11 protein-coding genes and 1 tRNA gene are annotated in these 12,670 nt (G+C 61.1%); 6 read left to right on the top strand and 6 right to left on the bottom strand.

Translation table 11 applies throughout. From position 1 onward, the window contains the following. Nucleotides 1-710, bottom strand: a 710-nt coding sequence (locus NN5_RS21960; RefSeq protein ID WP_067738292.1) for an ArdC family protein, incomplete at its 3' end; no start/stop codon positions are given. Nucleotides 711-1,560: 850 nt separating this feature from the next. Between NN5_RS21960 and NN5_RS21955 the strand changes: the two genes are divergently transcribed. The 3 genes from NN5_RS21955 to NN5_RS21945 all read left to right on the top strand — a co-directional run bounded on the left by NN5_RS21955 (nt 1,561) and on the right by NN5_RS21945 (nt 4,761). Continuing rightward, a complete protein-coding gene (locus NN5_RS21955; protein ID WP_245656658.1) occupies nt 1,561-3,210 on the top strand; it encodes a hypothetical protein in 1,650 nt (549 codons plus the stop codon). A 182-nt stretch (nt 3,211-3,392) separates the two neighbouring features. Next, a complete protein-coding gene (locus NN5_RS21950; protein ID WP_245656657.1) occupies nt 3,393-3,608 on the top strand; it encodes a ribbon-helix-helix domain-containing protein in 216 nt (71 codons plus the stop codon). Next, nucleotides 3,595-4,761: a DNA cytosine methyltransferase gene (locus NN5_RS21945; RefSeq protein WP_067738280.1), complete on the top strand. Its 1,167-nt coding sequence runs from the start codon at nt 3,595-3,597 to the stop codon at nt 4,759-4,761. The genes NN5_RS21950 and NN5_RS21945 overlap by 14 nt, the downstream gene beginning before the upstream one ends. A gap of 271 nt (nt 4,762-5,032) precedes the next feature. On the opposite strand, the gene NN5_RS21940 is transcribed toward NN5_RS21945, so the two are convergent. The 3 genes from NN5_RS21940 to NN5_RS21930 all read right to left on the bottom strand — a co-directional run bounded on the left by NN5_RS21940 (nt 5,033) and on the right by NN5_RS21930 (nt 7,729). Continuing rightward, entirely contained in the window at nt 5,033-5,503 is a 471-nt protein-coding gene (locus tag NN5_RS21940; protein ID WP_067738277.1) for a hypothetical protein, read from the bottom strand. Continuing rightward, nucleotides 5,500-6,273, bottom strand: a complete 774-nt coding sequence (locus NN5_RS21935; protein ID WP_217998736.1) for a MarR family winged helix-turn-helix transcriptional regulator — start codon at nt 6,271-6,273, stop codon at nt 5,500-5,502. The genes NN5_RS21940 and NN5_RS21935 overlap by 4 nt, the downstream gene beginning before the upstream one ends. 97 nt (nt 6,274-6,370) lie before the next feature. Continuing rightward, entirely contained in the window at nt 6,371-7,729 is a 1,359-nt protein-coding gene (locus NN5_RS21930) for a carbon-nitrogen hydrolase family protein (RefSeq protein WP_157081261.1), read from the bottom strand. 322 nt (nt 7,730-8,051) lie between these two features. On the opposite strand from NN5_RS21930, the gene NN5_RS25420 reads away from it, so the two are divergent. Then, on the top strand, nt 8,052-8,975 hold the full coding sequence (locus tag NN5_RS25420; RefSeq protein ID WP_157081260.1) for an Eco29kI family restriction endonuclease: 924 nt from the start codon (nt 8,052-8,054) through the stop codon (nt 8,973-8,975). Then, nucleotides 8,962-9,423, top strand: coding sequence for a very short patch repair endonuclease (locus NN5_RS21920; protein WP_067738268.1), 462 nt, complete (start codon nt 8,962-8,964; stop codon nt 9,421-9,423). The genes NN5_RS25420 and NN5_RS21920 overlap by 14 nt, the downstream gene beginning before the upstream one ends. 49 nt (nt 9,424-9,472) lie before the next feature. Here NN5_RS21920 and NN5_RS21915 read toward each other — a convergent pair whose 3' ends face one another. Together NN5_RS21915 and NN5_RS21910 are read right to left on the bottom strand one after the other, a co-directional pair. Beyond that, a complete protein-coding gene (locus tag NN5_RS21915) occupies nt 9,473-10,669 on the bottom strand; it encodes a tyrosine-type recombinase/integrase (protein WP_067738267.1) in 1,197 nt (398 codons plus the stop codon). Between the two features lie 198 nt (nt 10,670-10,867). Continuing rightward, nucleotides 10,868-10,941 (bottom strand) — tRNA-Gly (locus NN5_RS21910). Between the two features lie 249 nt (nt 10,942-11,190). On the opposite strand from NN5_RS21910, the gene NN5_RS21905 reads away from it, so the two are divergent. Continuing rightward, a complete protein-coding gene (locus NN5_RS21905; protein WP_067738264.1) occupies nt 11,191-12,555 on the top strand; it encodes a malonyl-CoA decarboxylase domain-containing protein in 1,365 nt (454 codons plus the stop codon). Nucleotides 12,556-12,670 lie beyond the last annotated feature (115 nt).

Below are 12,670 nucleotides of genomic sequence, written 5' to 3'. Positions count from 1 at the left end.
AAGGCAACAAGTTCCTCCTTGCCATAAGCGGAAGATCCGAACCGGCCCGACTGGTCCCGCTTCAAGCGCCTGCCATGCCCGGTCCAGTGCCCCAGTTCATGGAAAGCCGTGCGGTACCAGTCGATGGGAGCATGGAACGCCGCTTGCGGAGGGACCTGCACAAAGTCCTGCAGCGGCGCATAGAAGGCTTCCCTGCGGCCGATACGAAAGTCCGCCCCGCTGCCCCTGATCACCTCGTCCGCCGCCTCGATGGCCAGCACCGGATCGGAAAGGACTGGACCTGCCGTCATCGCCTCGGGAAGGCCCTCGCACTGGTTCACGTTGAAGACGGTAAAGCGCTTGAGGAAAGCCAGCGTCCTTGCCTCGCGATCCTCGCTGCGCGCCTTCTCGGCCTCGTCCTTCGGGGTGAAGCGATCGGCATAACACACCACCGTTCCGCGCTCCCCGCGCCGGACATAGCCGCCTGCCTTCACCGCCTGCCGGTAGGTCAGCCACTTCTGCGACCCGAACCCCATTTCCGCCGCCGCGCTCCACAAGATCAGCACATTGATCCCAGAATAGCTCCTCCCCGTTCCCGCGTTTTGCGGCATCGCGCACGGGCACAACATCGCATCCCAAGGCTGCGCCCACGGCACGCACCCTTCCTCCAGCTCCGCGATGATCCTTGCGGTTACCTCGCCATAGAGGCTCTGACGGTGTCTATCGGACATGGTCCCTTGCTCCTTCCTTCAACCGCCATTGACCGGCGCCAGGGTGGCGGGGGGCGGCAGGAGCGAACCGGCAAGCCCCGCCGGGACCGGCGGGGAGCACCTCAAAAGGCCGAAACGAAGAGAAGGACCCGGGAGCGTAGCGGACGGGTTGCACCCCGTCGGGGTGGGGCTACAGGGCAGCGACGCCCCCCGCCTCCCTGGAGCCGAGGCTACGCCGCCGCGCCACCAGCGCGGCGACAACTGAAGGGATGCAGTCCGCATCCCACCACCTGACAGGGATCGTCACGGCTCTGCCGACGAGACAGCGGCGTAGCCGGTGGCTCGGTTGAGCGTACGCGAGATAGAGCCCGGTCGCGCCTTATGCGCGGGTCAGCCACGCTCGATGCTGGCCCGGAATATTCCCTAAAAATGAAAAAACCCTCCAACTTTTCATGCCATCATAGTGACTTAGGAGAGTCCTTCGTCGATAGGCGCGCGTCCGCACGAACGGACGCCTTTGGTTTGTCCGGTTTCGCCACCTCGCCGAAGGAATTCCATGCCTCGCCCCAACTCCCCCTCGCCGCTGGCGGTCACCAAACATCGCAAGGGCAAGCGCGGCGCAAAGTTCAAGGAACCCAGCGAGAACCCCGTCGCTCTGTTCCTGGAATGGGAAGAACCGGAAAGCTTCGGCGAAGCCTTGCGACTGCACATGAAACGCTTTGGCGAATCCTGCCTGATTCTGCATCGCGCGATCGTTCGGCCCGGCGACACGTTCCATCCCGACACGCTCAAAGGCTGGATGATCGGAAAGCGCCTGCCCCGAAACATCGCCAGCCTGGACATTCTCGCGCGTATCGAGACGCGCTACGGCTTGGGCAGCGGCTACTTCAAATCGAAATTGCCGCATCCCGGACGTGCGCCAGCGGGTCATATCCTCAATGGCATTTCCCCGGCTGAACAACGGCGATTGGCGTGGCACCTGCCCGACGATTTCAGCAAACGGCCGAGGCTGGAACAAGCCGAAATCCTCGAATGGGTACGGACCGTCGTCATATCCGGCTCCACCGAATTTCGGCGTTACCAGGCCGAAGCCTCGAAACTGCGCTACGGCCTGCGGTTTCCTTCGCTGACCGGCCGCAAGCCCCAAGGCCGCGTGTGGCGAACGGACGAGGACGGCGTAGATGGCGGAAAGGAAATCGAAGCCGAGGCACGGGAAGCTCCGGCACGCCTGACCGCCGAGATGGCTGAACTCATCCGCTTCAAATCGAGCACACTGACCGACATCGGCTTTGAGAGAAACGGTGTATGGAACGAGGAAACCATACTTCAGAAGGCCGAGCACCTTGGCCTCATGTTCGGCGCCATGCTCGCCGCCCCATCTGGTCCGGTCGCGGGGCTTGGCGTTCCCACTCGGCATTTGACGCTGGCACAGCTTGTTTTTCCCGAGGTCTGGGATTGGTACGTCCAATGGCGCGAGGCACGGCGCGGCTTTTTCACACGCTGGGAAGTGGATATGTTGCGCCTGGCCTCGGCGTTGACGCGCAAGCGAACCGGATGGCTGCGCCAGATGCCCCAACTCGCCGACCGGCTCGCGCCCATCGCGGGATTGATTGGCGAAGTGGACATCGACACGGCGCGACAAGACTGGGGCGCCGCCTGTGACCGGTTGCATGGCCATGCGGTGGCCCGCGCGAAGGAAATCGAGCGGGTCGCGCGCGTTCACCGCGATCCTTTCGAGCCCATCCTGTCCGTACTGGAGGCGGACAGCCCCGTGGGCGAGTATCGCAAGATCGCCGATGAAATTCTGAGGCTTGCCCCCGATCCGGACCGGTACCCGCGTGCCGCCGCCGAAGCAGCCCGTTCGTTCCTACTCATCCGCTTGGGTCTTCACCTCGGCCTGCGGCAGAAAAACCTGCGCCAGCTCCTGGTCTGCCCGCGAGATCAATTGCCTCGCTCGGAGCGACAGCTCGAAGCACTGAAGCGCGGAGAAATCCGATGGAGCGAACGTGACCACGGCTGGGAAGTCGTCATTCCAGCCAACGCCTTCAAAAACTCTGGCTCCTCGTTCTTCGACGGGCGTCCGTTCCGGCTCGTCCTGCCCGATCTTGGCGACCTGCATCGCCATATCGGCGAATACATTCGCCGCCACCGCCCGGTCCTGCTCGGCGCCATCGCCGATCCCGCGACGCTATTCGTCAAGACCACCAAGGTCACCAGTCGCACCGCCGAATATGATCAGAACACATTCTACGAAGCCTGGCGGCTCGTGATCCAGCGCTATGGCATTTACAATCCCTACACGCGCAAGGGCGCCATCAAGGGTCTGCTGCCACATGGTCCTCACAATATCCGGGATGTCCTGGCGACACATATCCTCAAGCAAACCGGCTCCTACGAGCGGGCCAGCTACGCGATCCAGGATACGCCCGACATGGTCGCCAAGCACTATGGCAGATTTCTGCCTCAGGATAAGTCCGCTCTCGCGGCCCAGATTCTCAATCAGGTATGGCTTGCCGCCTGATCCTCTCGACTTCTACCCATCCACTTCAAGCACGCCGCGCCGAAATGCTCCGAATTGGAGACATCCGACCTGCGGTCCTGTTGCATTCCCTGCGATTTCGTTCTTTTTATGTTCTTTCTCTTGCATCCCAGATTCGCGGAAGGTAAGGTGAGTCATTCCGCGGCAAATTGCCGCGGAATTGAGTGGAGACCCTGCTGATGGGCCGTGACGGCATGAACGCCAGACGCGTTACGACAACGCTGACGAGCGAGCGCAAGGCTCAGCTTGAACGGCTGGCCGATCGCGAAGGCGTCTCCGAGGCCTGGGTGGTTCGGCGCGCCCTGGAAAAATATCTCGATGAAATCGGTGATCACGCGATCATCGGTTCCAAGCTGGAGAACACGCATGCGCGGAGCTGAGTTGTTCGCGGGTTGTGGCGGTCTGGCGCTTGGCCTTTCCCGTGCGGGCATCCATCACGAACTAATGGCGGAATACGACGCCGATGCCGTCGCGACCGTCCACCACAATCGCGATCGCGGCGTCGAACATGTCGCCCACTGGCCGATGGAACTGACGGACGTTCGCGACATCGACTGGAACAATCGCGCGCGCGCGCTCGATGTCATTTCCGGCGGCCCTCCCTGCCAGCCCTTCGGCATTGGGGGTAAGAAGCGCGGACACGAGGATAGCCGGGACATGTGGCCGGAGGCCATCCGCTCGATTCGCGAGGCCAGGCCCTCGGCCTTCCTGTTCGAGAACGTGCGCAATCTCGCCGGGCCGCGCTTCCTGCCGTATCTGGAATGGGTCGCCAATCATCTGCGCCATCCCGGCGATACCCTGCGCATGGCCGAAACTTTCGAGGATCATCGCGTCCGCTTGCTGAATTCAAGCAAGCCGGAGGAATACCATGTCGCTTGGCGCGTCGTGAACGCCGCCGACTTCGGCGCTCCGCAGATCCGCTTCCGGGTGCTGATTTTCGGCCTGCGCGCGGACCTGGGCGAGCTTCCCGAATATATGCGGGAAACGCATTCGCGCGACCGCCTGCTTTGGGAGCAGTATGTCACGGGCGAATATTGGGACCGGCACGGGATCAAGCGGCGCCATGAACCGGAACTCGTCAAGGATCGGGCCAGGGTACGCGCCCTGCGTGATCGCGGCGAGGAACCAAGCGGTTTACCCTGGGTCACCGTGCGTGACAGCCTCATGGGCCTCGGCGAACCCACGGGTGCTCGCAATCATGTCCTTCAACCCGGCGCGCGGGTCTACAAGGGACATACGGGAAGCCCTCTCGACCTTCCCGCGAAGGCGTTGAAGGCTGGCGACCACGGTGTTCCGGGCGGCGAAAACATGATGGTCCGCGATGACGGTTCGGTCCGGTATTTCACGATCCGCGAGGCCGCCCGGCTTGTCGGTTTGCCCGACGACTATGAATTTCCCAGGTCGTGGTCGGAGACGATGCGCCAGCTCGGCAACGCGGTGCCCTCGCAATTGGGGCAGGCCGCTGGAGAATGGATCGCCAGGACGCTCGCGAATACTGGGAACTCGGCAAATCGCCCCTTGGCCGTCGCTTAGGCACCGAGTGCAAATTCGGGTGCGGCTGCGTTCAGGTGAAATGTATTTGAAAGCAGCCTATTCGAACACTTTCTCAATCCGACAGAACTCATCATTCACGCGCGGCGTGCATGTTCTGAAATTGCACACCCTTGGAACTTAAGTTAGCCTGCGAGCCGGCAATATTGGGCGTTGTCATCCATACAAGCCATCTCTAACGCTCGCGCAGCAATAGAACTTAATAAGAATACTTACGCGAACACGGGGCGTGCGATCGTCTTCCCTTGCGGATTCAACCCTCGGTTCTGGAACCGTGCTCGAGCGCACCGCTTGAGATTTCTGCCAGCAGAGCCTGAATGCGCTGCGATGCATCGCCGGCCATCTCGATCCATTGTGATGTCAGGTCAAGCCGTTCGGGAGCAGGCGCCAGATCACCAGACAGGCGCTTCAACTGTTCCATGGCCTCCTCGAAGTCTGACATCAAACGCATCAGAAGGAATGCGACGTTGTCGAACATCAGGGTTGCGCCTACCGTTACCTCTTGGTCCTCAACACCCAATTTTCCCTCAAGCTCGCATGACAAGATGGGCACCAGAATTTCGACATCCTCATCGTCGACCTCCTGCAGACCGGGAAGGACCGCCAGGTGCAAAGAGCCCGAAAATATTCGTGAAATCCGCCTGGCAACCTCGCCTCCGACCTTGAGCGCGTGGCGGCTCTCATCCTCATCGGATATTTCGACAGGCGCGCCCTCCTCCCTCATGCGATCAACTCGCTAGAACAGGGGGAAGCGAGCCTTTCGATTTTCAGGGCCGGATAAGCAGGCGCGCTCACGCGAGCCAATACGCGCCCAGCTTCATAAACAACGATCCGATGATCTGCCTTGTCACCAGAACTGGCTGCAGGCTTTCTGGCTGCCAGCAGCGCGGTTCTGCCGTGCTCGGTCAGCGAAAGCACCTTGTGCCTCCTATCACTCTCGTCCTTGCGAACGAGCACATACTTGCTGGCAAGAAGGGCTCTGAGGCTATTGGAGAAATGGTTTTCCGAATGGCGTGATTTTGCCCTAGTATCCTTGAACGAGGCTGAACCGCCCAAATCACGAAGGGCTTCCAGTATCCTGCGCGAAGCGGGCCGGACCACAAGCCGCTCGTCGGGATTGCGATCGATCATCCGGATCGTCTTGCGCAGAGAATTCGCAGCTGCCCTGACGTTCTCATCCTGTGGTGCGCCGTGCTGACCCAACGTCTGGGCCAGATCCGAAAGCAAATGCTGCCACGCGCGTAGCTGATCAGTACGACGCTCGCTTTCCTCAGCACGCTTTGCGAAAGTGAGCACCAGACCACTGATGAGTTCGGCGTGCTGAGGACCCTCCGCCAACATTGCATTGGCGACCGCTCGCATTGCCGCGACTTCCTGCTCCGCGCGCCTAGCGCCCCGCGCAATAACGGGACCACCTGGCGCAACCAACCGCCGCGCGCGGCGGCGTGAAGGCTTCGAATCCACCTGAAGAGGGGCTTCTTTCGTCTGCATCATGATGAGCCTTATATGGGAAGGGTTGCAGATGGGTAAAGGTACTTCACAAATGCTTCACAGCAAGGGTTGTGCCCCGGCTGTTTCCGCGGCGCAAGCGTCATCTTTTCGCCGTCAGCTTGCGATACCGCACATTCTGGACAGACGTGGACGGTGACTTCGGCGGCGAAGCGAAGGAATAACCGCGATTTCCGGACTTCTGATCCTCGGGCGACAAATAAGGATGCTGCTGCACGAGGCATGTCACCCCTCCATGGCGCGACTGTAGCGTTGCCGCATGCCGTTCATGGGCCTGTGTCGTATTTTCCATGCCCATCGACGGAACGATGACGAGATCGACGCCAAGATCGGCGTAGAGGTCAGGTACCCGATCATCACAAAAATCGAGGCAAATTGCCACAGCGACCAGGCGGTCATCCATCACTATCAGGGGCACCCTGCAGGTCGGGACAATCGCTTCCTTGCGCTCCATGAACTCGAAGCGCCTGCGCTTGTCACAGTGTGTCAGCGGACGCCCACCGGCCTGGAGAATCTCAGATCGGTTCACAAAGCCATCCTTGTCCTCGACGTGCCAAGAACCCGCGATAACGAGGGGAATGCGTTTCGGGGAACCAAGCGGATTGCTGCCGAGGGCCTGCCTGATCTCCCCGAGCCTGTCCGGCGGAACGGTCAGTTCGGGCCAGGTCAAGACATCGCAGCCATCGGCGATGGCCATCCGTATCTGTTCCTCAATTGCATCACAGGCATCAGGACCAGGCGCCCCTGAGAGCAGGAATTCATCCTGACCCACCTCTCGCCAAGTGAGCGTGACATCGTCGAATACTGCCGCGCCATAGGTCCAGACACAGGATTCGCCATCTCCGGTGCTGTCATCAGTCAGGATAAGATCAATCGCCAGTTCACCCACCTGGCTTGGCACAAGTGCATGATATCGGGTAGCCCGGTATTCAGCCTCCTTGCCATTCTGAAGGCGATAGGACCGCTTCACCGGCACCACGAAGCAGGGGTAGTCACCCGGCTGCCACTGCTGTGGTGACCATCTGGCAGGATCTTCGGGCCAGTAGTCCATGGACGCAAGTTCGTCGTCGATCAGCCGTGTCAATGCGGCTAGCCAGCGCAGCCGGTTGTCTGGCACCGTGTCGAGGCCACGCATGATTAGACCATCGACGCGCAGCCGCTCCATTTCCTCCTCTATGCCCACTTCCCTGAGCGCAGTGTAGGCCTCGCGCCACGAATCGGGCATACTCATGAGCACGCACCAAGCCCAGACTAGGAAGAGCCTGGGGTCGAGCCGTTCCTCATCACTCCCAATGTCCGCGAGACCGGCTGCGATCTGCGAGGCATTGCGCTTAAGACGCGTGAAATGGGGAAGCCAATCGGATTGGCGAAACCGAACTCGATCGATCATCACTTTTTCGGTGAACCTGCGCCAAGTACTCAGGTCAGTCTTCGATATCACCAGAATTTCGCCCCCAATCCCCATCGACGAAGCATACGAACTTTGGGTCCGATGCAAACCGAATTGCAATCCCAAAATCTACAACCCAGCCTTACTAGACCACAATGAGGCGGAAGCTGCTCTATGATAGTACCCGAGCGCAGGACGGTGCTGCCCCAGCCGCAGCAATAATTTGAATGTCCACTCGTAGGTGCGGAAAAATCGCTGTCGAACGGCCATGACGGGCGATTGCAAGTACGTTTCACCAGAAACCTGCCGCACCCGAGTTGGCCCGCGCCGCCAGGATGGTTGTCTAAACTAGGCGAGTGATTAAGACGGTTGGATGGCCAAAAAGTCACCCGACAAGATCGCGATCGAAGCGCTTCAGGCAGCGTTGGATGAACTTGTTCGCGCGGGAGAAAATGCGTCCCCAACGGTGATCCGCCGGATTCGCGCGGGGTTGGCCGAGCACGTTGCGGCCACAGAAATTGCGAGGGCAGCCACCGATCCCATCGCGATGCCTGAAACCACCTTCGATCCATCCGATCCCAAGACGGTCGGCCGCATGGTCGCACTCGCCCTGCTGGCGCAATCCAGGGTTCCGCTTTCCTCGATCAAGCCCACTTATGGCTCGGGTATCTACGCGATCTACTACGAGGGCGATCATCCCTTCTACCGCGAGATCTCGGGCACGGAGACGCCCATTTACGTGGGGAAAGCCGATCCCATGTCCGGAGACGCAAGCAATCCGCGCGAGCAAGGCGCCAAGTTGTCCGGCCGTCTTATCGAGCACGCCGGTACCATCGAGCGAGCACAGGACTACGCCAGCGCCAATACTCTCCCATCCGGGCTGTTCCCCATTGCCCTTGAGGATTTCACGTGCCGCAGGCTGGTCTGCGCGACAAATGCGCAGCTGGTGGCCGAAAAACATCTCATCAACATGTTCCTGCCGCTCTGGAATTCGGAGACCAAGGCTTGCTGGGGAATGAGCAAGCATGGCGACGCAGCCACCACACGCAAGAACAAGCGCTCGCCTTGGGATGTCGTCCACCCCGGGCGAGGTTGGGCGTTGCACGAGCTGCTCGAGGATTCGCTGACGATCGGCGAGATCAAATCTCGCATTGATGGCATTCTGTTGAGGATACCCCCGAAAACGGACCACGCGAGCCTTCTGGAGGAAGTCTTGGCGGCCTTTCGACAGGAAGGACCGCTGGTGGACGCTGCCGCGGTCCCGCCAGTGATCGAAGAGGACGATGGAGAGAGTTGATCCGGCGCGCAGCAAGCAAATGGCACGCGTTCGCGGACGCGACACGAAGCCCGAGCTTGTTGTCAGACGAGCGCTTCATGCGGCGGGAATGCGGTTTCGGCTCCAAGTAAGGGAGCTGCCAGGTAAACCCGACATCGTTCTCCCCTCGCGGCGCCTCGCTGTCTTTGTTCATGGGTGCTTCTGGCACCGCCATCCCGATCCAGCTTGCAAACTGGCTCGCCTGCCAAAGACGCGCTTGGATTTCTGGCTGCCCAAACTGGACGCGAACCGTCAGCGGGATATCCGCAATGAATCCGCCCTGCGTGAAGCGGGCTGGACGGTTAAGACCATCTGGGAATGCGAATTGACGAACGAGAGCAAGCTGGGCCAGTTCATCATCGATTGCCGTGAGGCACCACGCGCCGGTCGGCGCATGCCGAAAACAGCAGGAGCAAAGCGCAAGCGTTAACTCGATATGGCGTGAATTCCTGTGTACACCACGAAAAGCGCGCGGTGCCTCAAGCTTCGCTTAGCTCACCGAGATAGTCACTCCACCACTGGGCCATCGCGACACGTTCCTTCCAATGCGCGCCCCGGTGATACGCCGCTCTGATCCTGTCGCTATCGCCGTGCGCCAGCGCCCGCTCGATCGCGTCGGGATGCCACTTGCCGCTTTCATTGAGCAATGTGGACGCCATGGCTCGAAATCCATGAGCCGTCATTTCATCGCTGGAATAGCCGAGACGCCGGAGCCCGGCATTGATGGTGTTGTCACTCATGGGCCGCGCCCACGATCTGATCGAGGGAAAGACGTAGCCTTTCGGTCCCGTCAATGCGTGGGCCTCCTTCAAGATGGCAATGGCCTGACGTGACAACGGCACAAGGTGATCCTTTCGCATCTTCGTTTTGGCGGCAGGGATCGTCCACAGCTCGTCCTCGAAGTCGAACTCGGACCATTCCGCGTGACGAAGCTCGCCAGGACGAACGAAAACGTGCGGCGCCAGTTGCATTGCCAACTTGGTCAAGGGTTGCCCGTCGTATCCTTCGATCGCGCGGAGCAATTCACCCACGCGCTTAGGCTCGATGATTGCGCCGTAATGGGTGACCGTTGGGGTCGTCAGGGCACCGCGAAGATCGCGTGTTGGATCCGAAGGGATTCGCGCCGTGGCAACGGCGTATCGAAAGACAGCCCCTGCGAGCTGGAGAGTGCGACGCGCGCTTTCCAACTGCCCCTTGCTCTCAATCCGGCGAACCGCAGCCAGAATGTCGATCGGTTGAATGTCCGCGATTGGCATGTGCCCGATAGACCCTCTGAGCAACGATAGGAGGTATTCGCTTCGCGTGGCGGTCGCGGGCGCCCAACCCTTGGTACCGTCACGCTTGCGCTTCTCGCAAAATTCGGCCGCGACCGCCGTAAATGTCGTCGCGGCCTGCATCTGAGCGCGCATCTTGTCGCGTCGCTTTTCAATGGAAGGATCCAGTCCATCGGAAACCTTCTGCCGCGCATCGTCTCTTCGACGGCGCGCCTCCGCCAAGCCAACGGTGGGGTAGACGCCGATGGCGAGGGCCTTCTCCCTGCCGTGGATTCTGTATTTGACCCGCCACAGCTTCCCGCCGGACGGCTTCACCAAAAGGAACAGGCCCAGAGAGTCCCCAAGTTTGTATGGCTTCTCCCGGGGCTTCGCGTTTCGAATCTCGATGTCGGTAAGTGGCATATTTCCGCGCCTATCCCGCTCGGGGACCCCCACGGTGGGGGTCTTTCCTATCGGCCCGGACGACGAGACCCCAAAGTACCCCCAAAATTGCGTGGATGCGGGCGGAAACGGGTGGTCAAATCCGGACAAACGAGGACCGAAAAGTCGCCGTTTTCTGCGGTTTTTATACCATTACAGGGGTGCTTTTGGAAGGGCGGCTGGAGCGGGTAGCGGGAATCGAACCCGCATAGCCAGCTTGGAAGGCTGGAGCTTTACCACTAAGCTATACCCGCTCGTTCCGGCCGAAAGACCGTGACAGCGTAGCCGCGTCAGGGCGCGCCGATTGCCACGACTCCTATGCACTCGTCAACGGCTCTCTTGAACAAGCCGCGATTTCGCCCTGCTCACTTTTTGGCACGCACTGCCGCCTCGATGGCGCAAAAGCGCTCTCGGGGGCCTATCTTGCCCGGATCACCCTGTTTTCTCGCGCGTGCGGCAATGATAGCATCGCAAGGGCCGGCAGATGAGGAGGCAAGGCAAGTATGAACGCTTCACGGACACGTCCTCCGGCAGACCGTTCCACGCCTTCGCGGCGCCGCAATCCGCTGGACCTCCTGATGAGCTCGGGCCTCGGCGCGCTGCTGCGCGGGATCGGCGTGGCGCCGCGGCAAGACAGCGGCGAAAGCCTTCTCGATCTTGCCGACGCCCTGCTCTCGCTGCGCGGGCGTGCCTCGGGCCCGGCGCTCGCCTCCGCTTTCTTCGATCTCTACGAAGCCTCCGATCTGGCCGCCCGGCAGGACTTTCTCGGCAAAGTCCACGACCTGCATCCGGCCGACGCCGAGGCGATCGACAAGGCCATCGCAAGGTGGAACGAAAAGCGTGACGAAGCCGCCGCGCTCGCGCTCCATGCTGCGACCGAATCGCCCGGCGCCAGGCTGATCAACCAGCTCAACCTCGCACCGCAGGGCACGCAGCGCCTGATCGGTATGCGCGAGGATCTGCTGGCCGTGCCCAAGGCTTCCGCTTCCGCCGGTCTCGCCGCGTTCGACCGGGAGCTGGAAAGCGCCTTCACCGCATGGTTCAATGCCGGCTTCCTCGAACTGCGGCGGATCGGCTGGGATTCTCCGGCCGCCCTGCTGGAGCGCATCATTCGCTATGAAGCAGTGCACGAGATTCACGGCTGGGACGATTTGCGCCGCCGCGTCGAACCCGCCGACCGGCGCTGCTACGGCTTCTTCCACCCGCAGATGCGCGACGATCCGCTGATCTTCGTGGAAGTGGCACTGACGCCGCAATTGCCGGGCGCGATCCACCAGATCATTGCACAAGAGCGCGAGACGATCGATCCGCGCGAAGCGAGCTGCGCGATCTTCTATTCGATCAGCAATTGCCAGACCGGCCTGAAAGGCATCCCTTTCGGCAACCACCTGATCAAGCGCGTGGTCGGGCTGCTCAAGGAAGAGCTGCCGCACCTCAAGACCTTCGCGACGCTCTCCCCGGTTCCCGGCTTTGCCAAGTGGCTGGCCAAGGAAGGCGGCGCCGACACCAAAGTGCCCGGCGCCAGGGATCTGCGCCAGCTTGCCGCGCGCTATCTCGTCACCGCCAAGGGTCGCGGCAACCAACCGGCGGATCCAGTGGCGCGCTTCCACCTCGGCAACGGGGCGCGGCTGGAAGCGATCCACGCCAATGCCGACCTTTCTCCCAACGGGCAGAAGCAGTCGCTCGGCGTTATGGTCAATTACCTCTACGACCTCGGCGATATCGAGGCGAATTTCTTCGCGCTCACCGAACTGGGCACGGTCGCCACTTCAAAAGCGGTGCAGGCCCTCGTCGAAGAGCGGGAAGGAAGCGGCAAGAAGGGCGGCGGGAAGAAGGCGGGCAACGCCACGGATGCCGTTCCCGCCTGACCTCAGAGAGGGACAGGGCCTCCTTAGAGCAGCGTGCGTTTAATCTGCACGGGTTCCGTTCGTGTCGAACGGGAGGGTGATGCAGATATTGCGCAGCTCGCTCTAGGGCCGATCG

Origin of the sequence: Novosphingobium naphthalenivorans NBRC 102051 (genome assembly GCF_001590985.1) — a bacterium.
Taxonomy (GTDB): Bacteria; Pseudomonadota; Alphaproteobacteria; order Sphingomonadales; family Sphingomonadaceae; genus Novosphingobium; species Novosphingobium naphthalenivorans.
Note: the sequence above shows the minus strand (reverse complement) of the source record. Positions and strands in the feature narration are given on the sequence as shown.

Coding starts and splice junctions, on each gene's coding strand:
- NN5_RS21905 (WP_067738264.1), top strand. CDS start 11,191: ATGAACGCTTCACGGACACGTCCTCCGGCAGACCGTTCCACGCCTTCG.
- NN5_RS25420 (WP_157081260.1), top strand. CDS start 8,052: ATGGCCAAAAAGTCACCCGACAAGATCGCGATCGAAGCGCTTCAGGCA.
- NN5_RS21940 (WP_067738277.1), bottom strand. CDS start 5,503: ATGAGGGAGGAGGGCGCGCCTGTCGAAATATCCGATGAGGATGAGAGC.
- NN5_RS21915 (WP_067738267.1), bottom strand. CDS start 10,669: ATGCCACTTACCGACATCGAGATTCGAAACGCGAAGCCCCGGGAGAAG.
- NN5_RS21920 (WP_067738268.1), top strand. CDS start 8,962: ATGGAGAGAGTTGATCCGGCGCGCAGCAAGCAAATGGCACGCGTTCGC.
- NN5_RS21945 (WP_067738280.1), top strand. CDS start 3,595: ATGCGCGGAGCTGAGTTGTTCGCGGGTTGTGGCGGTCTGGCGCTTGGC.
- NN5_RS21935 (WP_217998736.1), bottom strand. CDS start 6,273: ATGATGCAGACGAAAGAAGCCCCTCTTCAGGTGGATTCGAAGCCTTCA.